This is a genomic window from Arthrobacter sp. 10T425 (assembly GCF_056393985.1).
On the sequence record NZ_JBFTGZ010000002.1, the window covers coordinates 387,984 to 414,046 of the forward strand.

The window sequence follows — 26,063 nt, forward strand, 5'->3', positions numbered from 1 at the left end:
GCCATGATTGTTGGCATAGGCGTAGACGTCGTAGACATTGAGCGGTTCGGGCGCCAGCTTGAGCGCACCCCCGGGCTGCGCGACAGGCTGTTCGTCCCCGCCGAGCGGGAACTGAACACGCGGTCCCTCGCCGCGCGGTTTGCCGCGAAGGAGGCCGTGGCCAAGGTGCTGGGGGCGCCGGCCGGCATGAACTGGCAGGACTGCTGGATCGGGCTGGACCAGAACGGCCCCACCGTCCAGGTCAAAGGCACCGTGCTGGCCGTGGCGGAGTCCAAGGGCGTCAAGCGCTGGCACTTGTCCATGAGCCACGACGGCGGGATCGCCACGGCGACGGTTGTCGCCGAAGGCTGAGACGGCCGTCCAGGCAGAACCGGCCCCAGCGCCGAGCATTCCCCAGCGACCGCGAATGGACTGAAACCATGATCAGCGCCTACACCGGAACCCAAGTGCGAGAGGCCGAAAAGCCATTTCTCGACGACACCCTGGGCTCCGGTGCGGGCGCTGTTCTTATGCAGCGGGCCGCGTACGGCCTCGCCAACGCCGTGATCCGCGAACTGCGGAGCCGCGGGCAGCGGCTGTACGGCTCCAGCGTGGCCGTGCTGGCGGGCAAGGGCAACAACGGCGGAGACGGGCTCTTCGCCGCCGCGCTGCTGGCCCGCCGCGGCATGCGCACGACGGCGGTGCTCACCGCGGGCGCGGCCCACGACACCGGGCTGGCGGCGTTCCGGAAGGCCGGCGGGCATGCCGTGGCCCTCACCGGTGACAACGCGGCCGAACTCGCCGCGCTGGCCGGCGGCGCCGACGTCGTGATCGACGCAGTCCTCGGGACCGGAGCCCAGGGCGGGCTGCGTGGACCGGCCGCCGAACTGGTCGCGGCCCTGGAGCGTTCCCGGCCAGGCTCCCGTTCCCCCTTGGTGGTGGCCTGCGATATCCCCAGCGGGGTGGACGCGGACACGGGGGAGGCGCACGCACCGGTGCTGGCGGCCGACATGACGGTGACCTTTGGGGCCGCCAAGGCCGGCCTGCTGGCGGACCCGGGCGCGGACTTCGCGGGCGCCATCCGGGTGGTCCCGATCGGAATCGAGCAGGCGCTGCCATGGCCGTCCCTGCGACGGCTTGAGGCCGCAGACCTGTCCGCCCTCCTGCCACGCCCGCAGCGGCGGGCGCACAAGTACTCCCGGGGGGTGCTGGGGGTGGTCGCGGGCTCCGGCGCTTATCCCGGCGCCGCGGTGCTGGCCTGCCAGGGCGCCCTGGCAGCCGGCGCCGGAATGGTGCGGTACCTGGGGCCGCCGGACGTCGCCGACCTGGTTCGCCGTTCCTGTCCCGAGGTGGTGTGCAGCGCCGGCGCCGTGGCCGACACGCACGTTCAGGCGTGGCTCGTTGGCTCCGGACTCGATGACTCCGATGAGGAGCAGTTGCAGCGCGCCCGTGACGCCGCAGACTCGGGCCTGCCGACGATCGCCGACGCCGGCGCGTTGCCGGCCCTGCCTGATGTGCTCGCCCCGCAAGTGATCCTGACACCCCACGCCGGCGAACTGTCGGCATTGCTTCAGCGCCTCGGGGCTGGGTTGGACCGCTCCGCCGTCGAAGCATCCACCCTCAGCGCTGTGCGGCGGGCTGCGGGCCTGACTGAAGCCACCGTGCTGCTCAAGGGCGCCACGACCCTTGTGGCCTCCCCCTTCCAGGACTTCTTCAGCCAGTCCGAAGGCACGCCCTGGCTCGCCACGGCAGGCAGCGGCGACGTCCTGGCCGGAGTCATCGGCGCGCTGCTGGCCCAGTTGGGCGCCGACGTCGGGCGCTTCGGTGCATATGACATCGACCCCGACGCCAGATGGGCGGCGATCGCGGCGATGGCAGCCAGCATCCACGGTCTTGCCGGAGTCCGGGCTTCCCGCGGGGGGCCAGTGACCGCAACGGCCATCGCCCGTGCCATTCCGGAGGTGATGCGGGAGCTGTAACAAACGGGGGCGCTCCGAGCGCCCGGGCAAATACTAACCCTACTTACAAGTAGTCTGTCTAGAGAATATTCGTTCCGCACGAGGAGTACACATGGAAGTCTGGCCCGGATCGGCTTACCCGCTGGGAGCCACTTTTGACGGCACTGGCACCAACTTTGCCCTGTTCAGCGAGCGTGCCGAGCGGGTGGAACTGTGCCTCCTCGCTGACGACCTCACCGAAACCCGGATCGAACTGACCGAAGTGGACGGCTACGTGTGGCACTGCTACCTGCCGCAGGTCCAGCCCGGACAGAAGTACGGCTACCGGGTCCACGGCCCGTACGAACCCGAACACGGCAACCGCTTCAACCCGAACAAGCTGCTGATGGACCCCTACGCCAAGGCCGTCCAGGGCCAGATCGACTGGGACCCGGCGCTCTTCACCTACGAATTCGGCGACCCCGACTCGCGCAATGACAGCGACTCGGCCCCGCACACCATGCACGGCGTCGTCATCAACCCGTTCTTCGAGTGGGACGGCGACCGCCAGCTGCGGATCCCCTACCACCAGTCGGTCATCTACGAGGCGCACGTCAAGGGCCTGACCGAGCTCCACCCGGAAATTCCCGAAGAGCAGCGCGGCACCTATGCCGGCGTGTCCCACCCGGCCGTGATTGAGCACCTGAAGAAGCTCGGCGTCACCGCGATCGAGCTCATGCCCGTCCACCAGTTCGTCAACGACGGCACGCTCGAGGAGAAGGGCCTCAACAACTACTGGGGCTACAACACCATCGGCTTCTTCGCCCCGCAAAACACCTACAGCTCCTCCGGCGACGTCGGGCACCAGGTGCAGGAATTCAAGGCCATGGTCCGCGAGCTGCACAAGGCCGGCATCGAAGTGATCCTGGACGTGGTGTACAACCACACCGCTGAAGGCAACCACCTCGGCCCCACGCTGTCCTTCAAGGGCATCGACAACCAGGCCTACTACCGGCTGGTGGACGATGACCTGAAGCACTACATGGACTACACCGGCACCGGTAACTCCCTCAATGTCCGGCACCCGCACTCCCTTCAGCTGCTGATGGACTCCCTGCGCTACTGGGTGACGGAAATGCACGTCGACGGCTTCCGCTTCGACCTCGCCTCCACCCTGGCCCGCGAGTTCTACGACGTGGACAAGCTGTCCACCTTCTTCGAACTCATCCAGCAGGACCCGATCGTCTCCCAGGTCAAGCTGATCGCCGAGCCGTGGGACATCGGCCCGGGCGGCTACCAGGTGGGCAACTTCCCGCCCCAGTGGACCGAGTGGAACGGCAAATACCGCGACACGGTCCGCGACTTCTGGCGCGGCGAGCCCTCGACCCTGGGCGAATTCGCCTCCCGCCTGACCGGTTCCGCGGACCTCTACGAAAGCTCCGCCCGGCGCCCGGTGGCCTCGATCAACTTCGTCACGGCGCACGACGGCTTTACCATGCGCGACCTCGTGTCCTACAACGAGAAGCACAACGACGCCAACGGCGAAGGCAACAACGACGGCGAATCCCACAACCGCTCCTGGAACTGCGGCGAGGAAGGGGACACGGACAACGACCAGGTCCTGACCCTCCGTGCCCGCCAGCAGCGCAACTTCATCGCCACCTTGCTGCTCTCGCAGGGCGTCCCGATGCTCCTGCACGGCGACGAGCTCGGCCGCACCCAGCAGGGCAACAACAACACCTACTGCCAGGACTCCGAGCTGAGCTGGATCCACTGGGACGCGATGGACCAGCCGCTGGTGGAGTTCACCGCCGTCGTCAACAAGATCCGGCACGACCACCCGACGTTCCGCCGCAGCCGCTTCTTCGACGGCCGCCCGGTGGTCCGCGGTGAGGGCGAGAAACTGCCGGACATCGTCTGGCTGAAGACCGACGGCACCGGAATGCTCCCGGAGGACTGGGGCAGCGGCTTCGGCCGGACCATCGGTGTGTTCTACAACGGCCACGGCATCCAGGAACAGGACTCCCGCGGACGCCGGATCACCGACGACAGTTTCCTGCTCGGCTTCAACGCCCACGACGGCGACGTGGACTTCGCCCTGCCGGCCGAGGAGTACTCACGGTTCTGGGACGTGCTGGTGGACACCGCGGACCAGGCGGACACTGAGGCCCCGCTGAAAGCCGGGTCCGTGCTGAAGCTGGCGGCAAAGTCGATGGTGGTGCTCCGGGCCCACTCCGGCCCCGAGGTGGAAGTGGACTACTCCGCGGCAGCCTCCCTCGCCGCGATGGCCGAGCACGAGGATTCGGCGGATGCAGGTTCTGCGGTCCCGGCACCGGAAACTCCGGCGGACCCGGCACCGGAGGCGCCGGCTCCGGCGGACCCGGCTCCGGCTCCGGAGGCCACGGCAACCGGCGCCTCCAAGGGCTCGGCGAAAGCCTCCGGCTCGAAAAAGGCGGGGGCCGACAAGCCGAAGACCCCGAAGGGCCGGGCTAAATGAGAACCCCCGTCTCGACGTACCGGCTGCAGATCCGGCCCGGGTTTACGCTGCAGGACGCCGCGCAGACCGTGCCGTACCTGAAGTCGCTGGGCGTGGACTGGATCTACCTCTCGCCGATCCTCACGGCGGAGCGCGGCTCGGACCACGGCTACGACGTCACCGATCCCTCCGCCATTGATCCGGACCGGGGCGGCGCGGACGGCCTGCTGGCGGCGTCGGCCGCCGCGCGGGAGGCCGGAATGGGTGTGCTGGTCGATATCGTGCCCAACCACGTCGGCGTCGCGACCCCGGCCCAGAACCCGTGGTGGTGGTCGCTCCTGAAGGAGGGGCAGCAGTCCCGCTACGCGCAGGCGTTCGACGTCGACTGGAACTTCGGCGGCGGCCGGGTGCGGATCCCGGTGCTGGGGGACGACTCCGACGTCGACGCGCTGGAAATCAAGGACGGGGAACTGCGCTACTACGACCACCGCTTTCCGCTTGCAGAGGGCACGTATACCGCAGGTGACTCGACTGCCGACGATCCCCGCGAGGTCCACGACCGTCAGCACTACGAACTGATCGGCTGGCGCCGGGCCGACACGGACCTGAACTACCGCCGGTTCTTTGCCGTCAACAGCCTGGCCGGGATCCGGGTGGAGATCCCCGAGGTCTTCGATGAAGCCCACGCGGAGGTTGTGCGCTGGTTCCGGGAGGGGCTCGTCGACGGGCTGCGGATCGACCACCCGGACGGCCTCGCCGATCCGGAGGGATACCTGCACCGGCTGCGGGAGGCCACGGGCGGCAGCTACCTGCTGATCGAGAAGATCCTGGAGCCGGGCGAGGCCCTGCCGGCCGGCTTCGAGTGCGAGGGCACCACCGGCTACGACGCCCTCGCTGACGTGGACCGGGTGTTCGTCGACGCCGCGGGCCAGGCCCCGCTTGACGCGCTCGACGCCGAACTGCGCGGCGGCGCTGCCGACTACGAGGACATGATCCGCGGCACCAAACGCCGGATCACGGACGGAATCCTGCACTCGGAGATGCTCCGGCTGGCACGGCTGGTCCCTGCCGCCGCAGGACTGGGCCAGGAAGCCGCGGCGGACGCACTGTCCGAGATCATCGCCGCGTTCCCGGTCTACCGCAGCTATCTTCCGGAGGGTGCTGACGTCCTGAGGGAGGCATGCGAACTCGCGGTCCGCCGCCGCCCCGAACTGGAAGGCGCCGTCGGCGTGCTGCTGCCGCTGCTGCTCGACGCGCAGGCAGCCCCCTCCGCAGAACTGGGCATGCGCTTCCAGCAGACCTCCGGGATGGTCATGGCCAAGGGCGTGGAAGACACCGCGTTCTTCCGCTACACCCGGCTGGGCACCCTGACCGAAGTCGGCGCCGACCCCACCGAGTTCGCCGTGGTACCGGAGGAATTCCACACCCGGATGGCCCGGCGCCAGGCCGAGCTGCCATTGTCCATGACCACCCTCAGCACCCACGACACCAAGCGCAGCGAGGACACCCGGGCCCGGATCTCGGTCCTGGCCGAACTCGCGCCGGAATGGCAGGCATCCCTGCAGCGGCTGCAGAAGCTGGCGCCGCTGCCGGACGGCCCGCTGGCCAACCTGCTGTGGCAGGCCCTAGCAGGCGTCTGGCCCGCAGACCGGGACCGGCTGCAGTCCTACGCGCAAAAAGCCGCCCGGGAGGCCGGAAACTCGACCAACTGGATCGATCCGGACGAGGCCTTTGAGGCGAAACTTGCAGCCGCCGTCGACGCCGCCTTCGACACCCCGGAGGTGACCGCCGAACTGGAGTCCCTCGTGGCCCTGCTGGAGCCCTACGGGGCCGCCAATTCTCTGGGCGCCAAGCTCGTGCAGCTCACCATGCCCGGGGTGCCGGACGTGTACCAGGGCACCGAATTCTGGGACCGCTCGCTGACCGATCCGGACAACCGGCGGCCGTTCGACTTCGGTGCCCGCCGGCGCGCCCTCGCCGCGCTCGACGCCGGTGAGCGTCCGGCGTCGTTCCTGGACGAGGCAGCGAAACTCCTCGTCACCTCGCGGGCCCTGCGGCTGCGCCGGGACCGGCCGGAGCTGTTCACCGGGTACGCCCCGGTCACCGCCACGGGCTCCGCCGCTGCGCACCTGCTCGCCTTTGACCGCGGGACTCCCGCAGCCCCGGGCGCGCTGACGCTCGCCACCCGGCTGCCCCGCGGCCTGGAGCAGCGCGGCGGCTGGCAGGACACGACCGTCGAGCTCGCCGCGGCCATGGCCGATGAACTGACCGGTGCCACACACGGTCCGGGCACCGTGGCGGTGGGGGAGATCCTGCGGGACTACCCCGTGGCCCTCCTGGTGCCCACCGCCTAAGCAGTCCTTCGATATGGGGAAAAGTACCGACATGGGGAACGGAAGAATGCCATGACCTTGCCTGCACACGGAAGCGACCGCTTCGATCTCTGGGCACCGGAAGCGCAGGACGTCACGCTCCTCGCTGACGGCCGGAAGTACGACATGACCCGCCGCGGCGCGGAGGCACCCGGCTGGTGGACCGCCGCCGGGGCGCCCGCCGCCGGGGACGTGGACTACGGCTACCTGGTGGACGGGGATCCCACCCCGCTGCCGGACCCGCGGTCCCGCCGCCAGCCCGCGGGCGTGCACGCGCTCTCCCGCACGTTCGACGCCGGAGAATACCAGTGGGCTGACGGCCAGTGGGCGGGGCGGGAGCTCAAGGGCGCCGTCATCTACGAACTCCATGTGGGCACGTTCACGCCGGAGGGAACACTGGACGCCGCGGCAGGGAAGCTGTCGTACCTGGCGGAGCTGGGCATCGACTTCGTCGAGCTGCTGCCGGTCAACGGGTTCAACGGCACCCACAACTGGGGCTACGACGGTGTCCTCTGGTACGCCGTGCACGAAGGCTACGGCGGACCCGCCGCGTACCAGCGCTTCGTGGACGCCGCCCACGCCGCCGGCCTGGGCGTCATCCAGGACGTCGTCTACAACCACCTCGGCCCCAGCGGCAACTATCTTCCCCGGTTCGGGCCCTACCTGAAATCGGGGGAGGGCAACACCTGGGGCGACTCGGTTAACCTTGACGGCCCGGAGTCGGACGAGGTGCGCCGCTACATCCTGGACAACGCCGCGATGTGGCTGCGCGATTACCACGTGGACGGCCTGCGCCTGGACGCCGTGCACGCCTTCAAGGACGAGCGCGCCGTGCACCTGCTGGAGGACTTCGGCGCCCTCGCCGACGAAATAGCCGCCGAGACCGGACGTCCGGCCACGATGATCGCGGAATCGGACCTGAACAACCCGCGCCTGCTCTACCCGCGGGACACCAACGGGTACGGGCTGGCCGGGCAGTGGAGCGATGACTTCCACCACGCCGTCCACGTCAACGTCAGCGGCGAAACCACCGGCTACTACGCCGACTTCGACTCGATCGGGGCGCTGGCCAAGGTCCTGGAGCGCGGGTTCTTCCACGACGGCAGCTACTCCAGCTTCCGCGCCCGCCACCACGGCCGGCCCATCGACCCGGCCCAGGTCCACCCCGCCGCGCTGGTGGTGTGCAGCCAGAACCACGACCAGATCGGCAACCGTGCCACCGGGGACAGGCTGTCCCAGACCCTGGGCTACGGGCCGCTCGCGCTCGCCGCCGTCGCCACCCTGACTTCGCCGTTCACGCCCATGCTGTTCATGGGCGAGGAATACGGGGCCACCACCCCGTGGCAGTTCTTCACCTCCCACCCGGAACCGGAGCTGGGCAAGGCGACGGCCGAGGGCCGGATCAGGGAGTTCGAGCGCATGGGCTGGGACCCCGCCGTCGTCCCCGACCCGCAGGATCCGGAGACCTTCATCCGGTCCAAGCTGGACTGGGCCGAGGCCTCGGGAGGGGACCACGCCCGCCTCCTGGAGCTGTACCGGGCGCTCATCGCGCTGCGCCGCACCACGCCGGACCTGACGGAACCCGGTTTCGAGGACACCGCCGTCGACGTCAGCGAGGACGAGGGCTGGCTGCTGCTGCGCCGCGGCCGCACCGAGGTGGCGATGAACTTTTCCGCCGAGGCGCGGCGGGTCCCGGTCCGCGGGGCGGCCCTGGCCCTGGCAACCGACGACGGCGTCCGGCTGGACCCGGCTTCCGGTGCTGAACCCGCTCCTGGCGGCGCGGCGCCGGCCACACCACTGCATCTACCCGGCCACAGCGCCGCGGTACTCACCCACTAAGGCAGGATATGACGTATGACATATTTGGCAGCTGATACCCGCTACGACTCCATGCCCTACCGCCGCGTGGGGCGCAGCGGCCTGAAACTCCCGGCCATCTCACTGGGCCTGTGGCACAACTTCGGCGACGACAAGCCGTTCGAGATCCAGCGCGCCATCCTGCGCCGGGCCTTCGACCTGGGCGTCACCCACTTCGACCTCGCCAACAACTACGGCCCGCCCTATGGCAGCGCCGAGACCAACTTCGGCCGCCACTTCAAGGACGACTTCAGGCCGTACCGCGACGAGCTGATCATCTCCAGCAAGGCCGGCTATGACATGTGGCCGGGCCCGTACGGCAACTTTGGCTCCCGCAAGTACCTGCTGGCCAGCCTGGACCAGTCGCTGGGCCGGATGGGCCTGGACTATGTGGACATCTTCTACAGCCACCGCCCGGACCCCGAAACGCCGATGGAAGAAACCATGGGCGCCCTGGACCAGGCCGTGCGCTCCGGGAAGGCGCTCTACGCAGGCATTTCGTCCTACACCCCGGAACAGACCATCGAGGCCGCGGGGATCCTCAAGGAACTCGGCACCCCGCTGCTGATCCACCAGCCCAGCTACTCCATGCTCAACCGCTGGACCGAGAACGGCAGCCCCAACCTCTTCGAGGCGCTGGAGCAGGTGGGCGCCGGATCCATCGCGTTCTCGCCGCTGGCCCAAGGCATGCTCACCGACCGCTACCTGAAGGGCATTCCGGCCGACTCCCGGGCCGCCCAGCACAAATCCCTGGGCGAATCCATGATCACCGAGCAGAAACTGGACCGCGTGCGCGGGCTCAACCGGATCGCCGAGGGCCGCGGGCAGACGCTCGCGCAGCTGGCCATCGCCTGGATCCTGCGCGATCAGGGCAAGGGCTCGTCGGTCACGTCCGCACTGGTGGGCGCGTCCAGCGTCCGGCAGCTTGAGGACACCTTGTCGGCGATCAACAACCTGGATTTCACGGCCGATGAGATCGACGCGATCGACGAATTCGCCGTCGAATCAGACATCAACCTGTGGGCCCAGAAGTCGTAAGCATCCGCAGTTACCGCAGTTAACAGAAGCGCCGGGGCCGCCGGGGAACAACCGCGGCCCCGGCGGCGTTGACTAGACTACTAAGGGCGCCTTACGGCGTCGTGTCCGCCTGCCGCCCGCACAACTGATGCAGTACCTCAGAGTGCGGCCGCGCCGGTCACCCTTGTTTCTCAAAAGGAGTTCCGTGTCTTCACATCCGATTCGTGTTGCAATCGTCGGCGTAGGTAACTGCGCCGCTTCGCTGGTCCAGGGCGTCCAGTACTACAAAGATGCCGACCCCAAGGCCACGATCCCGGGCCTGATGCACGTGGAGTTCGGCCAGTACCACGTCGGCGACGTCCAGTTCGTTGCCGCGTTCGACGTCGACGGCAAGAAGGTGGGGCAGGACCTGTCCGACGCCATCCTGGCCAGCGAAAACAACACCATCAAGATCGCCGATGTCCCGCCGACCGGCGTCACGGTCCAGCGCGGCCACACCCTGGACGGCCTGGGCAAGTACTACCTCGAGACCATCGAGCAGTCCCCGGAGGAGCCGGTCGACGTCGTCCAGGCCCTCAAGGACGCCCAGGTTGACGTCATGGTCTGCTACCTGCCGGTCGGCTCCCAGCAGGCCGCCGAGTTCTACGCCCAGTGCGCGATCGATGCCGGCGTGGCGTTCGTCAACGCCCTGCCGGTCTTCCTGGCCGGCACCAAGGAGTGGGCGGACAAGTTCACCGCCGCGGGCGTGCCGATCGTGGGCGATGACATCAAGAGCCAGATCGGTGCCACCATCACGCACCGCGTCATGGCCAAGCTGTTCGAGGACCGCGGCGTCACCCTGGACCGCACGTACCAGCTGAACGTCGGCGGCAACATGGACTTCAAGAACATGCTCGAGCGCGACCGCCTGGAGTCCAAGAAGATCTCCAAGACCCAGGCCGTCACCTCCAACGTCGAGGCCGAGCTCGCCGCCAAGGACGTCCACATCGGCCCGTCCGACTACGTCCAGTGGCTCGATGACCGCAAGTGGGCCTTCGTCCGCCTTGAGGGCCGCAACTTCGGCGACGCCCCGGTGTCGCTGGAATACAAGCTCGAAGTCTGGGACTCGCCCAACTCCGCCGGCGTGATCATCGACGCTATCCGTGCCGCCAAGATCGGCCTGGACCGCGGCATCGGCGGCCCGCTGGTCTCGGCGTCGAGCTACTTCATGAAGTCCCCGCCGGAGCAGTTCAACGACGACCTCGCCCGTGAAAAGGTCGAGGCCTTCATCCGCGGCGACCTGGAGCGCTAACCGCCCCCGCTGCCGCCCTGCCTCTGGACGCTCCCTCACGTTTGGCGTGTTCCAACCCGACGCTCCCTCACCAATGGTGGGGGAGCGTCGTCGTTTTCGGATTGGGTCCGGGATGCTCCCTCACCTTTGGCCGATACCGACCCGATCCTCCCTCACGTCTTGCAGACATCGGCGGCTCGCTGCCTCAGATTGCGCTGGAAAAGCCAGCTGCGGCCGGCGGGCTGAGGTATGAGGTGCGGAGGATTCGCTTCATCTTGGTGACGGCGCCGGAGAAGCCATCCGCGAGGTCATCTTTTGTCAGGACGAGCACTGTCCATCCGGCTGCCTCGAAGGCCTTGTCACGGCGGCGGTCGCTGAAGATCTGTGCGGGGAGCAGGTGGTGCCCGCCGTCGTACTGAACCGCCAGCCGCCGACGGCGATACCCAAGGTCCGCCGTCGGCGCGGCAGGACTGTCCGGTCGCAGCGGGAGCTGCAGTTCCGGTTCCGGGAGCCCGGCGTCGCACATCGCCAGCCGCAGCAACGTCTCCGGCGCTGAATCCGAGCCCACGCGCATCAAGTCCAGTGCGGCACGGGCGCGGACGATTCCCTGCAGGTTCGGGTGACGGCCCACCATCCAACGCAGCTCATCGATGGTCGCAAAGGGATCACTGCGCCCTTCCAACCCCAGTCGGGGAATCCGCACCAGCTCATCACCCAGGCAGACCAACTCCGGCAGGCTCAACCGCAGGGCGAGGTCGAGCCACGTCCGGGAGCGCGTGCTGATCCGGATCCCGTCCACTGTCTCGACCTCGCCCTCCAACGCAAGAACCGTGTGTCCGAGAATGCCTTTGCGCCGGACCTCCGGGAGCGCCCGCGGCTTGCTCAGGTGTAGCTCCTCCGAGTCCGAGAGCCAAGGAGGCAATATCTGGCATCGGAGCCTGGCAGCGGTGACGTGGGAGATCCAGGCGCCGGGCGACGCTGCGGCCAACGCACGAGCCGCCGCCTCCAGCTCGAAGTCCCAATCCGTGGGCCGGTAGAGACCCCGGCTGATGTGAATTACGTCGGAGTGCCTGAGCCTGGTTCTCGGCACTCCCAAGGACCTTGCATCCGCGATGGTAAAGGGTGCTGCGCTGAGTGGACCGGGAAGCTTCGTAGGCTTTTCCATGCTGGCATTTTGAACCTATTTGGAGAGCCGCGCAGGAGTTATCCACAGATGTCCCGGATCGGCCCGCGGCGGCAGGCGCAAGCGCCGCGCCGGACCTGAGGGAGCGTCGGTTGGGGAGTTGCCGGACCTGAGGGATCGTTGGTTGGGGGGATGCAGGAGGTGAGGGAGCGTCAGGTGGTTTAGAAGAGGCCGACCGGGTTGCCGGCGTCGTCGACGTCCATCCGCATCGCTGCCGGCACCTTGGGCAGGCCCGGCATGGTCATCACGGCGCCGGTGAGGGCCACGATGAAGCCCGCGCCGGTCTTGGGGATGAGATCCCGGACGTGGATGGTGAAGCCCTTGGGCGCGCCGAGGCGGGTGGCGTCGTCGGTGAAGGAGTACTGGGTCTTCGCCATGCACACCGGCATCCCGGACCAGCCGTTCTTCTCGATCTCGGCCAGCCGTTTCAGCGCGGGCACGGAGAAATCCACGCCGTCGGCGCCGTAAATCTCCTGCACGATGGTCCGGATCTTGTCCTCCACGGACATCTCCAGCGGATACAGGTGCCGGAAGCCGTGCGGGGCGTCGATCGCGGCCGCTACCTTCGCCGCGAGCTCGTCGCCGCCGTCGCCGCCACCGCCGCGGCCCCAGACATCGGCCACCGCGGCCTGGACACCCTCCGCGGCGCACCACTGAAGCAGCCAGTCCAGCTCCTCGGCGGTGTCCGTGGCGAATTTGTTGACCGCCACGACCGGGGTGATGCCGAACTTCTCGACGTTGCGGATGTGGCGCCGCAGATTGGCGACGCCGGCGGCCAGCGCATCCACGTTGGGCTCCTTGAGCAGGTCTTTCGGCACGCCGCCGTGCATCTTGAGCGCCCGGACGGTGGCCACGAGGACGACGGCGGACGGGGCGACGTCGGCCATCCGCGCCTTGATGTCCATGTACTTTTCGGCGCCGAGGTCCGCGCCGAACCCCGCCTCGGTGATGACGATGTCCGCAAGGCGGCGGGCCGTCTGCGTGGCGATGAGGGAGTTGCAGCCGTGGGCGATGTTGGCGAAGGGCCCGCCGTGCACCAGCGCCGGGGTGCCGGCGATGGTCTGCACGAGGTTGGGTTTGATCGCGTCCTTGAGCAGCATGGTCAGGGCGCCCTGGACGCCGAGGTCGGCCACGGTCACGGGCCGGCGGTCGTAGGTGTAGCCGAATGTGATCCGGCCGAGCCGGTCGCGCAGATCGTTCAGGTCCGTGGCGAGGCAGAACACGGCCATGATCTCCGAGGCCACGGTGATGTCGAAGCCGTCCTGCCGCGGCGTGCCCTGGGCGGGCCCGCCGAGGCCGATCACGACCTCGCGGAGGGACCGGTCGTTCATGTCCAGGACGCGCTTGAACGTCATCCGGCGCGGATCGATGTTGAGCTCGTTGCCCTGGAAGATGTGGTTGTCCACGAGGGCCATGAGGGCGTTGTTCGCCGAAGTGATGGCGTGGAAATCGCCCGTGAAGTGCAGGTTGATCTGGTCCATCGGCAGCACCTGGGAGTAGCCGCCGCCGGTCGCGCCGCCCTTCATGCCCAGGATGGGGCCGAGCGAGGGTTCGCGCAGCGCGATCATCACGCTGTGCCCGGCCCGGGCCAGGGAATCCGCGAGCCCCACCGTCGTGGTGGACTTGCCTTCGCCGGCGGGGGTGGGCGACATCGCGGAGACCAGCACCACCTTGCCGGGCGCGCGCACGGGGGTGCCCGCCGGAACGGTCAGCTTCGCCGGGTCGATCTTGGCCTTGTAGGGTCCGTAGAATTCCAGCGCGTCCGGGGCGATGCCGGCGGCCGCCGCAATCTCCCCGATCGGCTTCATGACTGCCCGCTGGGCAATTTCCAGGTCGCTGGGGACGTTGTTCCCGGCAGTGGTGGTCTCAGACATCGTTGTCCTTCGGCTCGTGGCGTCGGCGGGTTTGTCCCGGTCCGGTGTTGCCGGGCGGGGTTGGAGCGGGCGGAGGGGGTGGAACCGGTTCAGGGTGTGTGGCCCACCGGGATGGTCAGGCTTCCAAAATACTGGCTTACGGCGGTGTGGTAGCTCTCCAGCGTAATCGCGGCGGTGCGTTGCCAGCCGAACTCCTGGGCGTGGATCGCGGCGGCGCGCCCCATGTCGGTGCGGGTTTGGGTGTCGTCGAAGAGCGACTCGAGGGCGTCCGCCCAGTCGCTGGCCTTGTGGCCCTCGATCAGCATCCCGGTCCGTCCGTCCTGGACGGCGCGGGAGAGGCCGCCGACTTTCGTGGCGAGGACCGGCGTCCCGCAGGCCTGCGCCTCCAGCGCCACCAGGCCGAAGGACTCGCTGTAGGAGGGCATCACGACGACGTCGGCGCACCGGTACCAGCCGGCCAGCTCCGGGGCGTTCACCGGCGGGTGGTGGGTGGCGACGTCGTCCATTCCGGCGGCGCTGATCAGCGTCTTGAGGTTGAAGTCCTTGGCGCCGCTGACGGCCCCCAGGATGGTCAGCTGCAGGTCGATGTCCGGGCGCCGGGAGCGCAGGAGCGCCGCCGCCTTGATCAGGATCTGCGGGCCCTTGAGCCGCTGGATACGGCCTGCGAACAGCAGATGGAACTTGCCCGGGGCGATGCCGTGCTGGGCCCTGGCCCGGTTCCTGAAGGCCGGCGTGAAGACGGCCAGGTCCACGCCGGGCGGCGCGACGTCGATGTGGTCGATGTCGGCGTTGTAGTGCGAGACCAGCTCGGCCGCTTCGGTGCCGGTATTGGCGATCAGCCGGGTGGCGCCGTCGACAATCCGGTGCTCGCCGTCCTCACGCCGCCGCGGCTCGGGCTGTTCGCCGGACTCGAGGAGCTGGTTCTTGACCTTCGCCATCGTGTGCATGGTGTGGACGAGGGGCAGCCGCCACAGCTCCGCGAGCTCCAGCCCGGCCACCCCTGAGACCCAGTAGTGGGAATGGATGACGTCATACCGGCCGTGCGGCTGGAGCTGCCGGATCCGGTTGATCTCGGCGACCATGCTGTGCAACAGCCCCGGGAGCTCCTCCTTGGGCAGCTTACGGGGCGGGCCGGCGAGGACGTTGTGCACGCACACGCCCGGGGACGGGTGTTCGACGGCGGGCTGCGTGGCCGAGGTGGACCGGGTGAAGATCTCCACTTCCACGCCGGTTTCGGCGAGGGCGGCGGCCAGCGCCCGGACGTACACGTTCATGCCGCCGGCGTCACCGGAGCCGGGCTGTTCCATGGGCGAGGTGTGCAGGGAAAGGAAAGCGACGCGGCGGATCAGCGACACGATTCCCCTTTCCTCTGCCCATTTCTTTCTGCCCAATGCATGTCGATAAAACATTACTCCTGAAGTGCCGCCCGGTTCACGGGCCCGTTCGGTTCGCAGACCGGGGCGTGCTGCTAACGTGGCCGCTGTGAACACAACGACAGGACAAGAACCTGCAGCCGGCTGGACCATCCGGGAGGCCCGCCCGGAGGACTGGCCGGGCATCTGGGCGATCCTGGAACCCGTCGTCCTGGCCGGGGAGACCTTCACCTGGGACCGGGACACCGCCGAGGACGAGGCCCGCGCACGCTGGTTCAAACAGGCGCCGGGCCGGACGTTCGTCGCGGTTGCCTCCGACACCGGCGCGATTCTTGGCACCGGCGAGCTGCACCCCAACCAGGGCGGCGGCGGCAGCCATGTGGCCAACGCGGGTTACATGGTCCACCCGGGCCAGGCCGGCCGCGGACTGGCCCGGGCCCTCTGCGCCTATTCGCTTGACGCCGCGCGCGACGCCGGTTTCCGGGCCATGCAGTTCAACGCCGTGGTGGAAAGCAATGTCAGGGCCGTGGCTGCGTGGAAATCCATGGGCTTCGAGGTGCTCGCGACCATTCCCGAGGCGTTCAACCACCCTGAACTGGGCTACGTGGGCCTGCACGTGATGTACCGAAAGCTGTAGGGTTGCCGGCCCGGTGCCGCGGGACGCCGGGACGCTGATGTTGGCGGGCCGTTAAGGCCCGCGGGCAGCTACGGCCCGCCGTGCCAGAGACGGCCCAGTTCCGGGAAGGCTGCTTCATAGCCGGCCAGCAGTTTTCCAGCGAGGTCATCCGAGTCCACGAGCGGATGCCTGGCGAACGCGGCGAGGGCCGCCTCCCGCCGGCCGGTCGTCGCCGCCTCCACCACGAGCCGTTCGACGTCCTTGACGCGCCGCAGCAGCTCCAGTTGCGCCGGTCCCGGGCGGTCCTGCGGGACCGGCCTGGCGCCGTCGGGCGTCACCCGGCACGGAACTTCGACGACGGCGTCGGCCGGCAGCCCCGGGACAGCCGGCACCACCTGTGCTCCGGACCCGGCGCCGCCCGCTTCCGGGCCGGCGCCGCCCGCTTCCGGGCCGGCGGACCCGGGGGTGGTGACGGCGTTGCGCGTGTTGAGGATCAGGTCCGCCGGGCCGCCGCCGGAGAGGGCGCGCATGGCCGCCAGCGCCACCCGCTCGTAGCCGCCGCCGGCGAGGTCGGTCTCGTCGCGGCGTTCGCCCGAGGTGCGGGCCTCCGCTAGGTAGCCCTCCTCGCGGGACCTGCGGGCATCCTCCCACAGCGCAAAAGCCTCGGCTCCGGCGGCAGCCAGGCGGGGATAGAGTTCGGCCTGCTGCCGGGCGATCGATTCCCCCCGGGTCTGACCTGCGGCGCGCATGCCGGCCACCGCACGAACGGTGTCGTAGTAGTAGAAAAGATATTCATTCGGCAGGCAGCCAAGGCTGGCCAGCAACCCGGGCGGGAACAGCCGGCCTTCCTCGAATTCCGACAGCGCCGCAGGGTTCGTGAGCAGTGCCGGGAGGGCGTCCCGGCCCCCGGCCTCCAGCCGGTACAGCCAGCCGAGGTGGTTCAGGCCGTAGTAGCCCACGCCGTCGAGCGTGCCCTCGGAAAGCGCGACGCCGGCGGCCCGCGCCGCGCGGTGCACCAGGCCGCTGGCGGAGTCGCAAATCCCGATCACTCTGGGGCCGAGCACGGGGACCAGGGCCTCCGTGACCATGCCGGCGGGGTTGGTGAAGTTGAGCAGCCACGCCCCGGGGCACCGGCTCCGCATTTCCTCCGCGAGCCGAAGCATCGGCGGAATGGAGCGCAGCGCGTAGGAGATCCCGCCGGCGCCGGTGGTTTCCTGGCCCAGGAGTCCGAGGTCCAGGGCGATCCGCTCGTCGGCGGTCCGGCCGGCGGTGCCGCCGGGCCGGATGGCGGCGAAGACCATGTCGGCGCCGTCCAAGGCCTCGGGGAGCGAGGACACGGCACGGATCTGCGGGCCGGAACCCGGCGGGCTGGAACCCGGCGGGCCCTGCCGGGCCAGGGAGGCCAGGACCGCCTCGATGGCCGCCAGCCTGGCGGGGTCGACGTCGTAGAGCACCAGCTCCCGCACCAGCCCCGCGAAAGGCCCGGCAGAGAGCGCCCGGTAGACCAGGGGGACGCGGAAGCCGCCCCCGCCGGCGATCGTGAGCCGCATGCGGACAGTCTATTCCCCGCCTTGTTCGCCGCCGGTTTGGGCCCCGCTTTCCCCTGGTATCCCTCGACGGCGGTACGGCGTAATGTGCCGTATATGGACGCGACCCCGGCGCGGCGATTTGATCCGCTCTCTGCCGTCCGCAGCCCGGCCGCGGACGGATTCGACTTGCTCCTGACCGGGACCGTGTTCCAGGACATCATCTTCACCGGGCTGCCCCACGCGCCGCAGCCCGGCACGGAAATCTGGAGCGACGGGATGGGCAGCTGCCCCGGGGGCGTCGCCAATCAGGCCATCGCCGCCTCCCGGCTGGGACTGCGGACCGGTCTTGCCGCCGTGTTCGGCGATGACGGCTACGGTGACTACAACTGGAAGATTCTGGCCGCCCAGGAACACGTGGACCTGTCCCTGTCCCGGCGTGTTCCGGGCTGGCATTCGCCCGTCACGGTGTCCTTGAGCGTGGAGAAGGACCGGTCCATGGTGACGCACGGGCACCCGGCGCCGGTGACTTCCACCGAGCTGGTCGGTTGCCCGCCGCCGGCGCTCGCAGCCGTTGCGGAGTTGGGGGAGGAACTCGAACCGTGGGCTGTCGACGCGCACAAGAACGGCGTCCAGCTGTTCGGCGATGTCGGCTGGGATCCCACCGGCGCGTGGTCCTCGACCCGGCTGGACAACCTGAAGTATTTCCACGCTTTCATGCCGAACCAGCACGAGGCCATGAACTTCACGGGCCGCGACGACCCCTGGTCCGCCCTGTACTCGCTTGCGGACCGGGTTCCGGTGGCGGTGGTCACCCTCGGCGCCCAGGGATCCATGGCCGTGGATTCGGAAACGGGGGAGGAGGAGTGGGTCCCGTCCCTGCCGGTCCGAGCCTACGATCCCACCGGCGCCGGTGACTGCTTCGGTGCGGCCTTCATTGTCGGCTCCCTGGCCGGCTGGCCGCTGGGAGACCGTCTCCGCTTCGCCAATCTGTGCGCCGCCCTGGCCGTCCAGGAGGTGGGCGGCTCGCTGGCCGCGCCCGGCTGGGGCGACATTGCCGACTGGTGGCAGCGGGCCAACGCACGGAAGGAACGGCAAAGCAGCCAATGGCTTCGCCGCTACCGCTTCCTGGAAGAGATCGTGCACGACGTCCCGCCCGAGGCGCAGCGGCGCGCGACGGCGACCATCGCCCACCAGTCCGACGCGTAGACGGGCGGGCGCGGCTGGGTTTTCGTGGCTGGCACCAGTGGACATATCCTCCGCTGGGGCGGGGCTTGGGCATGGACCCGTTCTGCGCGGCCTTGGGTGTGAAGATTGGGCATGTCCCGGGGTGGGGGTGCGGCCGGATTCGTGGCACCAGTGGGCATGTCCTCCGCTGGGGCCGGGGCGTGGGCATGGACCCGTTCTGCGCGGCCTTGGGTGTGAAGATTGGGCATGTCCCGGGGTGGGTGGTCCGGCCGGATTCCTGGCCCCAGTGGGCATGTCCTCCGCTTCGGCCGGGGCGTGGGCATGGACCCGTTCTGCGCGGCCTTGGGTGTGAAGATTGGGCATGTCCCGGGGTGGGTGTGCGGCCGGATTCGTGGCACCAGTGGGCATGTCCTCCGCTGGGGCCGGGGCGTGGGCATGGACCCGTTCCGCGCGGCCCTGGGCGTGAAGATTGGGCATGCCCCGCGGGGAGGAATGGGCATGTCCCGCAGGGAGGAATGGGCATGTCCAGCGGTGGCCGGGCCCGGCCGATTATTCGGCCCGCAGCGCCGCGCCTAGAATCGTTAGGTGACTTACCAAGCAGCAACAGGCGATCTCCTGCCCGGTTCGGCGGCAGTGCCGGCCCACGCTGAGGAGCGCTCAGCCGTAATCGATCTCGACGCCATCCGGCACAACGTCCGCCGCATCGCAGCGGTGGCCTCACCCGCGCAGGTCATGGCCGTGGTCAAGGCCGACGCCTACGGGCACGGCGCCGTCCAGGTGGCCCGCGCGGCCCTCGGCGCGGGGGCCAGCTGGCTTGGCGTCGCCCACATTTCCGAGGCCCTCGCCCTGCGCGCCGCCGGGATCGAGGCGCCCCTGCTGGCCTGGCTGCACACCCCGGACAGCAACTTCGCCGCCGCAGTGGCCGCAGGAATCGACATCGGCTGCTCGGGCTGGGAACTGGACCGGATCGTGGCCGCGGCCCGCGAGCAGGAACGGCCCGCCCGCGTCCACTTGAAGGTCGACACCGGGCTCGGCCGCAACGGCGCCACCCTCGACGCCTGGGACAGCCTGGTCGGCGAAGCCATGGAACACCAGGACCAGGGCCTGCTCCGGGTCGTGGGGATCTTCTCCCACCTGGCCGTCGCCGACGAACCCGAACGGCCCGAAACCGACGAGCAGCTCGCCGCGTTCCGCCAGGTCCTCGCCGTCGCCCAGGACGCCGGCGTGGACCCCGAGGTCCGCCACCTCGCCAACACCCCGGCCACCCTCTCCCGGCCGGACACCCACTTTGACCTCGTCCGCGTGGGGCTGGGCCTGTACGGGCTGTCACCCTTCGAAGGGCAAAGTCCGGCCGAGCTCGGGCTGCGCCCGGCCATGACGGTCCGCACGGTGGTCTCGCACTGCAAGGACGTGCCCGCCGGGCAGGGCGTTTCCTACGGGCTGAACTACCGCACGGACGGCGTCAGCACCCTCGGGCTCATCCCGCTGGGCTACGCCGACGGCGTGCCGCGCATCGCCACCGGCGGCCCCGTCCGGGTCGAGGGCGTGAACTATCCGGTAGTGGGTCGCATTGCGATGGACCAGATGGTGATCGACCTCGGACCCCGCCACGTGGCGGCCGGAGGCCCGAGCATCCTCGGCGCCGAGGCAGTGCTGTTTGGCGACGGCGCCGACGGCGGACCCACGGCAGATGACTGGGCCAAGGCCGCCGGTACAAACAACTACGAGATCGTCACCAGGATCAGCCCCCGCGTGCCGCGCCGCTACCTGAACGAAGAGCCCTCCACCGGCGAAGAGCGGCCGTGAGCGCGCCCGCGTGGGAACGGAGCCTTGAGGTCCACACGGCGGCGCAGACGCATGCGCTCGCCGCGGCCCTCGGCGCCGTGCTGGAAACCGGCGATCTGCTGGTCCTGACCGGCGAACTGGGTGCCGGCAAGACCACGTTCACGCAGGGGCTGGGGGAGGGCCTGGGAGTGCGGGCCGGCATTATCTCGCCGACCTTTGTCCTGGTGCGCATCCACCCCAACCTGCCCGGAGGACCCCGGCCGGGCGGACCGGACCTGGTGCATGTGGACGCCTACCGGCTGGAGTCGGCCGCTGAAATCGACGACATCGATCTTGAAAACACCATGGACAGCGCCGTGACGGTGGTCGAGTGGGGCCGCGGCCGGGTTGAGCACCTCAGCGACAGCCGGCTGGAGGTGGAACTCCACCGCACCCGCGGAGGCGCCGCCGCTTCCGCCGAAACCCCCGAAGCCCCCGCCGAAACCGGCGCCAGTCCCGTTCTGGATTTCGACACGGACGACGACGACGAGCCGCGGACCGTCGTGATCCGCGGCTTCGGTCCGCGCTGGGCTGAAGCGCCGACGTTGCCCGGTGCCGAGCCCCTGCCCGGGACCATGCCCGGCGCCGAGCCCCTGTCCGAGACCATGCCCGGCGCCGGGCCCCTCCCCGGGACCACGCCCCAGACCCCGGAACGGAATCCCTGATGCTGATCCTCGCCATCGACACCTCAGCTGTCGCCAGCGCCGCCCTGGTCTCCGATGATGCGCCGGAATCCGTGCTCGCCAGCTTCGCCACCGAGGACACGCGCACCCACGCGGAGGTCCTGGCCCCGGGGATCGACGGGCTCCTGGCTGAGGCCGGCGTCAGCGGGCACGACGTCGACGCTATCGTCACCGGCGTCGGCCCCGGCCCGTTCACAGGACTGCGCTCCGGGATCGTCACGGCCCGCACCCTCGCCTTTGTCTGGGGCAAGCCGCTGTACGGCGTCATGAGCCTGGACGCGATCGCCCTGGAAGTAGCCGAATCCACCGACTCGGCCGCGGAGTTCATTGTCGCCACCGATGCGCGGCGCAAGGAAGTGTACTGGGCCCGGTACACCCTCTCCGATGCCCAGCTGCCGCATCTGGAGGACGGCCCGCACGTGGGATTCGCCGCGGACCTGCCGGATCTGCCCGTGTACGGTGCAGGGGCAGGAATCTACTCCGAGGCCGTCAAGGCGGTCGCGGAATTCAGCACCCGCCAGCCGGAGGCCCTCTCGCTCGGCCAGTTCGCACTCGCCCGGCTCTCCGCGGGGGAACAGCTCCTGGACTCCACCCCCCTGTACCTGCGCGAATCCGACGCCCAGGTGCCCGGACCCCGGAAGCGTGCCCTGTGAGCGCGGAGCGAGCCGTCCGGCTGCCCGGCGGAGTCACCCTGCGGGACATGGACGCCGCGGACATCCCCGCCATCCACGCCCTGGAACTCCGGCTCTTTCCCGTGGATGCCTGGCCGCTGCAGATGTTCCACGACGAGCTGGCGCAGGTGGATACCCGCCGCTACCTCGTGGCGGAGATCCACGGCGGGATCGTGGGCTATGCCGGGCTCATGTGCATCGAACCGATCTCGGACGTCCAGACGATCGCCGTGGTGCCCGAGCAGGAAGGCAAGGGCATCGGCTCTGCCCTGCTCACCGAGCTGATCGCGGAAAGCCGGCGCCGGCACGCCCAGGACGTGCTGCTCGAGGTCAGGGCGGACAACCCCCGGGCCCAGCAGCTCTACCTGCGCTTCGGCTTCGAACAGATCCACGTCCGGCCCCGCTACTACCGGGACGGCGTCGACGCCCTGATCATGCGGCTCCAGCTGCCCCGCGAACCGCTCAGCCCCCAGCCAACGGAAGCAGGCCGACCATGAACCGCACCCAGCCGCTCGTGCTCGGCATCGAGTCCTCCTGCGACGAAACCGGCGTCGGCATCGTCCGGGGGACCACCCTGCTGACGAACACCGTCTCGTCCTCCATGGACGAACACGTCCGCTTCGGCGGCGTGATCCCCGAGATCGCCTCCCGCGCCCACCTCGACGCGTTCGTCCCCACCCTCGAGGAGGCCCTCGCGGAGGCGGGAGTGACGCTCGCGGACATCGACGCGATCGCCGTCACCTCCGGGCCGGGCCTGGCAGGTGCCCTCATGGTGGGAGTGTGCGCGGCCAAGGCGCTCGCCGTCGCCACCGGCAAACCGCTCTACGCCATCAACCACCTGGTGGCGCATGTCGGCGTCGGGCTCCTGCAGCAGGGCGCCGGCGCGCCGTCGCCGCAAACAACGCCGCACGCCCTGCCGGAGAATATGGGCGCGCTCCTGGTCTCCGGCGGCCACACCGAGATCCTGCGGATCCGGAGCATCACGGACGACGTCGAGCTGCTGGGCTCCACGATCGATGACGCCGCCGGCGAAGCGTATGACAAGGTGGCGCGGCTTCTGGGCCTGGGCTATCCGGGCGGTCCGGCCATCGACAAGCTCGCGCGCACGGGCAACGCCAAAGCCATCCGGTTCCCGCGCGGGCTCACCCAGCCCAAGTACATGGGGACCGCCGAGGAGCCCGGGCCGCACCGCTACGACTGGTCCTTCAGCGGGCTCAAGACCGCCGTCGCCCGCTGCGTGGAGCAGTTCGAGGCCCGCGGCGAGGAGGTGCCCGTGGCGGACATCGCCGCGGCCTTCCAGGAAGCCGTGGTGGATGTCATTACCGCCAAGGCAGTGCTCGCCTGCCGCGAAAACGGCATCACGGAGGTCCTCCTGGGTGGCGGGGTCGCCGCCAACTCGCGGCTGCGCCAGCTCACCGAACAACGCTGCAGTGCGGCCGGCATCCGGCTGACGGTGCCGCCGCTGCCACTGTGCACGGACAACGGCGCCATGGTGGCCTCGCTCGGGGCGCAACTGGTGATGGCCGGCGTGAAACCGAGCGGGATCGGCTTTGCGCCGGATTCCTCAATGCCGGTCACGACCGTCTCCGCCTGAGGCCACAGCCTGAGGCTTCGTCCGCGTGGAGCTAGACGGCCTGGGGCTTCGGCCGCCTGCGTGGCGGCTGTTGGGCGCCGGAGCTAGGCGTCCGGGCCCTGGCGCATCTGCTTGACCAGGTCCAGGACGACGGCGCGCAGGTCCCCGCCGTGCTCGGCGGCGACCCGGCGCTGCCGCTGGTAGCCGGCGCCGCGCTCGATGATCTTCTCGACGTCGGCCAGTTCGGCGCTGCAGCCCAGCTTCGCCGCCACCGGCTCAAGCCGCTTGAGCGTCTCGCGCAGGTGCTCTGTTACGAGCTGCTCGTTGCCGTCGGCGTCGAGGATGATGATCGCGTCCAGGCCATACCGGGCCGCGCGCCACTTGTTTTCCTGCACATGCCACGGGGGCATCGTGGGAATGGTGCCGCCGTTGTCCAGCGTCGTGGAAAACTCGTCGACGAGGCACTGCGTCAGGGCGGCGATGGCCCCGACTTCCTCGAGCGTGGCCAGGCCGTCGCAGATGCGCATCTCGATGGTGCCGAAGTGCGGGACGGGCCGGATGTCCCAGCGGATCTCCGAGAGCGAATCGATCACGCCGGTGGTGAACATGTCCTGGGCGTACGCCTCGAAGTCCTCCCAGCTGGAGAACTGGAAGGGCAGCCCGGCGGTCGGCAGCTGCTGGAACATCAGCGCCCGCTGGGAGGCGTATCCGGTGTCCTCGCCGCCCCAGAAAGGGCTGGACGCGGAGAGCGCCTGGAAGTGCGGAAAGTAATTGACCAGGCCGTCCAGCACCGGAAGGACCTTGTCCCGGCTGTCGAGTCCGACGTGCACGTGGACGCCGTAAATGACCATCTGCCGGCCCCACCACTGGGTCCGGTCAATGAGCTTGGCGTAGCGTTCCTTGTCCGTGACGGGCTGCAGCTGGGGCGGGCTGAAGGGGTGGCTCCCGGCGCAAAAGATCTCCACACCCATCGGATCGGTCACGTCCCGGACCGCCGCGAGCGAGCTGCTCAGGTCCGCCTTGGCCTCCGCAACAGTGGTGCAGATGCCCGTGACGAGCTCCACGGTGTTCAGCAGCAGCTCCTGCTTGATGTGCGGGTGCTCGTCGTCCTCATTGAGTTCGGGATGCCGGGCAGCGACGCCGCGCAGCACCTGGTTCGCCACGGAGGCCAGCTCGCCGGTCTCGGCGTCGACGAGCGCCAGCTCCCATTCCACGCCTAGGGTCGACTGCCTGGATGAAGCGAACTCGATCTTCATGTGGTCCCTTCACTGTTTTGCTGTCCCTGGCCGTGGTCCTGGTGTGGAGATGCGCTGGCAAACACCCTCGGACATGCCCCTGGACGTGGCACCGGCGGTGTCACGTGCAATTTCCCACATACCAGGGCGCCGGCCGGGCGGCTGGCAGGGCTACGGGTGGTCCAAGTCTAGTGCAGGGCCGGCCCCGGGACGGTGTCAAAGTTGCCGCTGGTGCGTGAGTGTATTCACAACGTGGCTGGTCAGCGACGGCGCGGGCAGTCGCGCGGTGAGCCGCGGGTGGCCGGACCCATCCTGGCGTTTAATGGAGCTGTGCCCATACTGAACAAAGACATGACCCTGTGTATCTCGCTCTCGGCCCGGCCCAGCAACAACGGGACGCGCTTCCACAACCACCTTTACGAACAGCTGGGCCTGAACTGGATCTACAAGGCCTTTGCCCCCACCGATCTCGCCCAGGCGATCGCCGGGGTGCGCGGCCTCGGCATCCGCGGCTGCGCGGTGTCCATGCCTTACAAGGAGGACGTGATCGCCCTCGTTGACGTCATGGACCCGTCGGCGAAGGCCATCGACTCGGTCAACACCATCGTCAACGACGGCGGCCGGCTCACGGCGTACAACACCGACTACACCGCAATCGAGCAGCTCCTGCAGAGCAATGCAGTCCCCACGGACTACTCGGTGCTGGTCCTGGGCTCCGGCGGCATGGCCAAGGCCACCGTGGCCGCGCTCCGGGATGCCGGGTTCAAGGACGTGACCGTCGTGGCCCGCAACGAGAGCTCCGGCCGAGCCCTGGCCGAACAGTACGGCTTCGCCTGGCGCGCGGACCTGGGCTCTGCGGCTTCCGGTACCGGCACGGCGGACATGCTCATCAACGTCACCCCCATCGGGATGGCCGGCGGCCCGGACACCGCCTCGCTGCCCTTCCCGCAGGAGGCCATCGATGCCGCCAAAGTGGTGTTCGACGTCGTCGCGCTCCCGGCCGAGACACCGCTGATCAAGGCCGGCCGCGCGGCCGGCAAGACCGTGATCACCGGAGCCGAGGTCGCCACGATCCAGGCGCTCGAGCAGTTCGTGCTGTACACCGGCGTCCGGCCGACCGACGAGCAAATCCGGGCAGCCGAGGAGTTCACGCGGGCCCAATAGCGCGACAGCCCAGTTGACCGGCCGCTTCGCTGACATCCTGCGGCGGCGGGGCACGGCGCCGCGGGGCACTCGGCCGGTGGGATCCCGCTGGCGGGGCTAGGTGTACTGCCCAGGGAGGTTGGTTAAGCGGCTGATGGGCGGCTGGCCTCCGATTGCGGTGTGGGGCCTATGGTGATTGTAGTGGTGCAGCCATGCCGGGAGGGCGTTTCTGCGGGCTGATTCCGTGGCGTAGAAGCGCTTGAAGG

The 26,063-nt window shown here is 69.3% G+C and carries 21 protein-coding genes; 15 read left to right on the forward strand and 6 right to left on the reverse strand.

From position 1 onward, the window contains the following. Positions 1-3 precede the first annotated feature (3 nt). From AC1DDH_RS04150 to AC1DDH_RS04180, 7 genes are all read left to right on the forward strand, one after another. Positions 4-351, forward strand: a complete 348-nt coding sequence (locus AC1DDH_RS04150; RefSeq protein ID WP_018773713.1) for a holo-ACP synthase — start codon at positions 4-6, stop codon at positions 349-351. A gap of 68 nt (positions 352-419) precedes the next feature. After that, positions 420-1,958 (forward strand): NAD(P)H-hydrate epimerase, encoded by a 1,539-nt coding sequence (locus AC1DDH_RS04155; protein ID WP_476954890.1) that lies wholly within the window; start codon positions 420-422, stop codon positions 1,956-1,958. A gap of 91 nt (positions 1,959-2,049) precedes the next feature. After that, positions 2,050-4,413, forward strand: coding sequence for a glycogen debranching protein GlgX (gene glgX / locus AC1DDH_RS04160; protein WP_476954891.1), 2,364 nt, complete (start codon positions 2,050-2,052; stop codon positions 4,411-4,413). Next, complete coding sequence (gene treY, locus AC1DDH_RS04165; RefSeq protein WP_476954892.1) at positions 4,410-6,746, forward strand: malto-oligosyltrehalose synthase; 2,337 nt, start codon at positions 4,410-4,412, stop codon at positions 6,744-6,746. The genes glgX and treY overlap by 4 nt, the downstream gene beginning before the upstream one ends. Before the next feature lie 51 nt (positions 6,747-6,797). Further along, a complete protein-coding gene (treZ, locus tag AC1DDH_RS04170; protein WP_476954893.1) occupies positions 6,798-8,603 on the forward strand; it encodes a malto-oligosyltrehalose trehalohydrolase in 1,806 nt (601 codons plus the stop codon). Between the two features lie 15 nt (positions 8,604-8,618). Next, positions 8,619-9,659, forward strand: a complete 1,041-nt coding sequence (mgrA, locus tag AC1DDH_RS04175) for an L-glyceraldehyde 3-phosphate reductase (RefSeq protein WP_476954894.1) — start codon at positions 8,619-8,621, stop codon at positions 9,657-9,659. Between the two features lie 184 nt (positions 9,660-9,843). Further along, positions 9,844-10,929 carry an inositol-3-phosphate synthase gene (locus AC1DDH_RS04180; RefSeq protein ID WP_018773719.1) on the forward strand — a complete coding sequence of 362 codons (1,086 nt, stop codon included), beginning with the start codon at positions 9,844-9,846 and terminating at the stop codon, positions 10,927-10,929. Positions 10,930-11,113: 184 nt separating this feature from the next. Here AC1DDH_RS04180 and AC1DDH_RS04185 read toward each other — a convergent pair whose 3' ends face one another. The 3 genes from AC1DDH_RS04185 to mshA form a co-directional block, all read right to left on the reverse strand. Continuing rightward, positions 11,114-12,073: a hypothetical protein gene (locus AC1DDH_RS04185; protein WP_476850286.1), complete on the reverse strand. Its 960-nt coding sequence runs from the start codon at positions 12,071-12,073 to the stop codon at positions 11,114-11,116. Between the two features lie 179 nt (positions 12,074-12,252). Continuing rightward, the gene (locus AC1DDH_RS04190; protein WP_476954895.1) at positions 12,253-13,965 is read right to left on the reverse strand and encodes a formate--tetrahydrofolate ligase; all 1,713 of its coding nucleotides are present in this window, start codon (positions 13,963-13,965) and stop codon (positions 12,253-12,255) included. Between the two features lie 89 nt (positions 13,966-14,054). Then, the gene (gene mshA / locus AC1DDH_RS04195; RefSeq protein ID WP_476954896.1) at positions 14,055-15,320 is read right to left on the reverse strand and encodes a D-inositol-3-phosphate glycosyltransferase; all 1,266 of its coding nucleotides are present in this window, start codon (positions 15,318-15,320) and stop codon (positions 14,055-14,057) included. 127 nt (positions 15,321-15,447) lie between these two features. Here mshA and AC1DDH_RS04200 point away from each other — a divergent pair, with 127 nt between their 5' ends. After that, on the forward strand, positions 15,448-15,975 hold the full coding sequence (locus AC1DDH_RS04200; protein ID WP_476858963.1) for an N-acetyltransferase family protein: 528 nt from the start codon (positions 15,448-15,450) through the stop codon (positions 15,973-15,975). A 68-nt stretch (positions 15,976-16,043) separates the two neighbouring features. On the opposite strand, the gene AC1DDH_RS04205 is transcribed toward AC1DDH_RS04200, so the two are convergent. Further along, complete coding sequence (locus tag AC1DDH_RS04205) at positions 16,044-17,504, reverse strand: family 4 glycosyl hydrolase (RefSeq protein ID WP_476954897.1); 1,461 nt, start codon at positions 17,502-17,504, stop codon at positions 16,044-16,046. A 93-nt stretch (positions 17,505-17,597) separates the two neighbouring features. Here AC1DDH_RS04205 and AC1DDH_RS04210 point away from each other — a divergent pair, with 93 nt between their 5' ends. The 6 genes from AC1DDH_RS04210 to tsaD all read left to right on the forward strand — a co-directional run bounded on the left by AC1DDH_RS04210 (position 17,598) and on the right by tsaD (position 23,440). Further along, positions 17,598-18,689: a carbohydrate kinase family protein gene (locus AC1DDH_RS04210; protein WP_476954898.1), complete on the forward strand. Its 1,092-nt coding sequence runs from the start codon at positions 17,598-17,600 to the stop codon at positions 18,687-18,689. A gap of 564 nt (positions 18,690-19,253) precedes the next feature. Beyond that, positions 19,254-20,474, forward strand: coding sequence for an alanine racemase (alr, locus tag AC1DDH_RS04215; RefSeq protein WP_028275756.1), 1,221 nt, complete (start codon positions 19,254-19,256; stop codon positions 20,472-20,474). Continuing rightward, a complete protein-coding gene (gene tsaE, locus AC1DDH_RS04220; RefSeq protein WP_476954899.1) occupies positions 20,471-21,157 on the forward strand; it encodes a tRNA (adenosine(37)-N6)-threonylcarbamoyltransferase complex ATPase subunit type 1 TsaE in 687 nt (228 codons plus the stop codon). The genes alr and tsaE overlap by 4 nt, the downstream gene beginning before the upstream one ends. After that, entirely contained in the window at positions 21,157-21,828 is a 672-nt protein-coding gene (tsaB, locus tag AC1DDH_RS04225; protein ID WP_476887059.1) for a tRNA (adenosine(37)-N6)-threonylcarbamoyltransferase complex dimerization subunit type 1 TsaB, read from the forward strand. The genes tsaE and tsaB overlap by 1 nt, the downstream gene beginning before the upstream one ends. A 47-nt stretch (positions 21,829-21,875) precedes the next feature. Continuing rightward, complete coding sequence (gene rimI, locus AC1DDH_RS04230; protein WP_476855785.1) at positions 21,876-22,343, forward strand: ribosomal protein S18-alanine N-acetyltransferase; 468 nt, start codon at positions 21,876-21,878, stop codon at positions 22,341-22,343. Continuing rightward, complete coding sequence (gene tsaD / locus AC1DDH_RS04235; RefSeq protein ID WP_476954900.1) at positions 22,340-23,440, forward strand: tRNA (adenosine(37)-N6)-threonylcarbamoyltransferase complex transferase subunit TsaD; 1,101 nt, start codon at positions 22,340-22,342, stop codon at positions 23,438-23,440. The genes rimI and tsaD overlap by 4 nt, the downstream gene beginning before the upstream one ends. Before the next feature lie 83 nt (positions 23,441-23,523). On the opposite strand, the gene AC1DDH_RS04240 is transcribed toward tsaD, so the two are convergent. Next, positions 23,524-24,675: a glutamate--cysteine ligase gene (locus tag AC1DDH_RS04240; RefSeq protein ID WP_476850296.1), complete on the reverse strand. Its 1,152-nt coding sequence runs from the start codon at positions 24,673-24,675 to the stop codon at positions 23,524-23,526. A 309-nt stretch (positions 24,676-24,984) separates the two neighbouring features. On the opposite strand from AC1DDH_RS04240, the gene AC1DDH_RS04245 reads away from it, so the two are divergent. Further along, complete coding sequence (locus AC1DDH_RS04245) at positions 24,985-25,818, forward strand: shikimate 5-dehydrogenase (RefSeq protein ID WP_476954901.1); 834 nt, start codon at positions 24,985-24,987, stop codon at positions 25,816-25,818. A 96-nt stretch (positions 25,819-25,914) separates the two neighbouring features. Here AC1DDH_RS04245 and AC1DDH_RS04250 read toward each other — a convergent pair. Next, on the reverse strand, positions 25,915-26,063 hold a 149-nt coding region (locus AC1DDH_RS04250; protein ID WP_476954908.1), incomplete at its 5' end, for an integrase core domain-containing protein.

Coding starts and splice junctions, on each gene's coding strand:
- AC1DDH_RS04150 (WP_018773713.1), top strand. CDS start 4: ATGATTGTTGGCATAGGCGTAGACGTCGTAGACATTGAGCGGTTCGGG.
- AC1DDH_RS04155 (WP_476954890.1), top strand. CDS start 420: ATGATCAGCGCCTACACCGGAACCCAAGTGCGAGAGGCCGAAAAGCCA.
- glgX (WP_476954891.1), top strand. CDS start 2,050: ATGGAAGTCTGGCCCGGATCGGCTTACCCGCTGGGAGCCACTTTTGAC.
- treY (WP_476954892.1), top strand. CDS start 4,410: ATGAGAACCCCCGTCTCGACGTACCGGCTGCAGATCCGGCCCGGGTTT.
- treZ (WP_476954893.1), top strand. CDS start 6,798: ATGACCTTGCCTGCACACGGAAGCGACCGCTTCGATCTCTGGGCACCG.
- mgrA (WP_476954894.1), top strand. CDS start 8,619: ATGACATATTTGGCAGCTGATACCCGCTACGACTCCATGCCCTACCGC.
- AC1DDH_RS04185 (WP_476850286.1), bottom strand. CDS start 12,073: ATGGAAAAGCCTACGAAGCTTCCCGGTCCACTCAGCGCAGCACCCTTT.
- AC1DDH_RS04190 (WP_476954895.1), bottom strand. CDS start 13,965: ATGTCTGAGACCACCACTGCCGGGAACAACGTCCCCAGCGACCTGGAA.
- AC1DDH_RS04205 (WP_476954897.1), bottom strand. CDS start 17,504: ATGCGGCTCACGATCGCCGGCGGGGGCGGCTTCCGCGTCCCCCTGGTC.
- AC1DDH_RS04210 (WP_476954898.1), top strand. CDS start 17,598: ATGGACGCGACCCCGGCGCGGCGATTTGATCCGCTCTCTGCCGTCCGC.
- tsaB (WP_476887059.1), top strand. CDS start 21,157: ATGCTGATCCTCGCCATCGACACCTCAGCTGTCGCCAGCGCCGCCCTG.
- rimI (WP_476855785.1), top strand. CDS start 21,876: ATGGACGCCGCGGACATCCCCGCCATCCACGCCCTGGAACTCCGGCTC.
- tsaD (WP_476954900.1), top strand. CDS start 22,340: ATGAACCGCACCCAGCCGCTCGTGCTCGGCATCGAGTCCTCCTGCGAC.
- AC1DDH_RS04240 (WP_476850296.1), bottom strand. CDS start 24,675: ATGAAGATCGAGTTCGCTTCATCCAGGCAGTCGACCCTAGGCGTGGAA.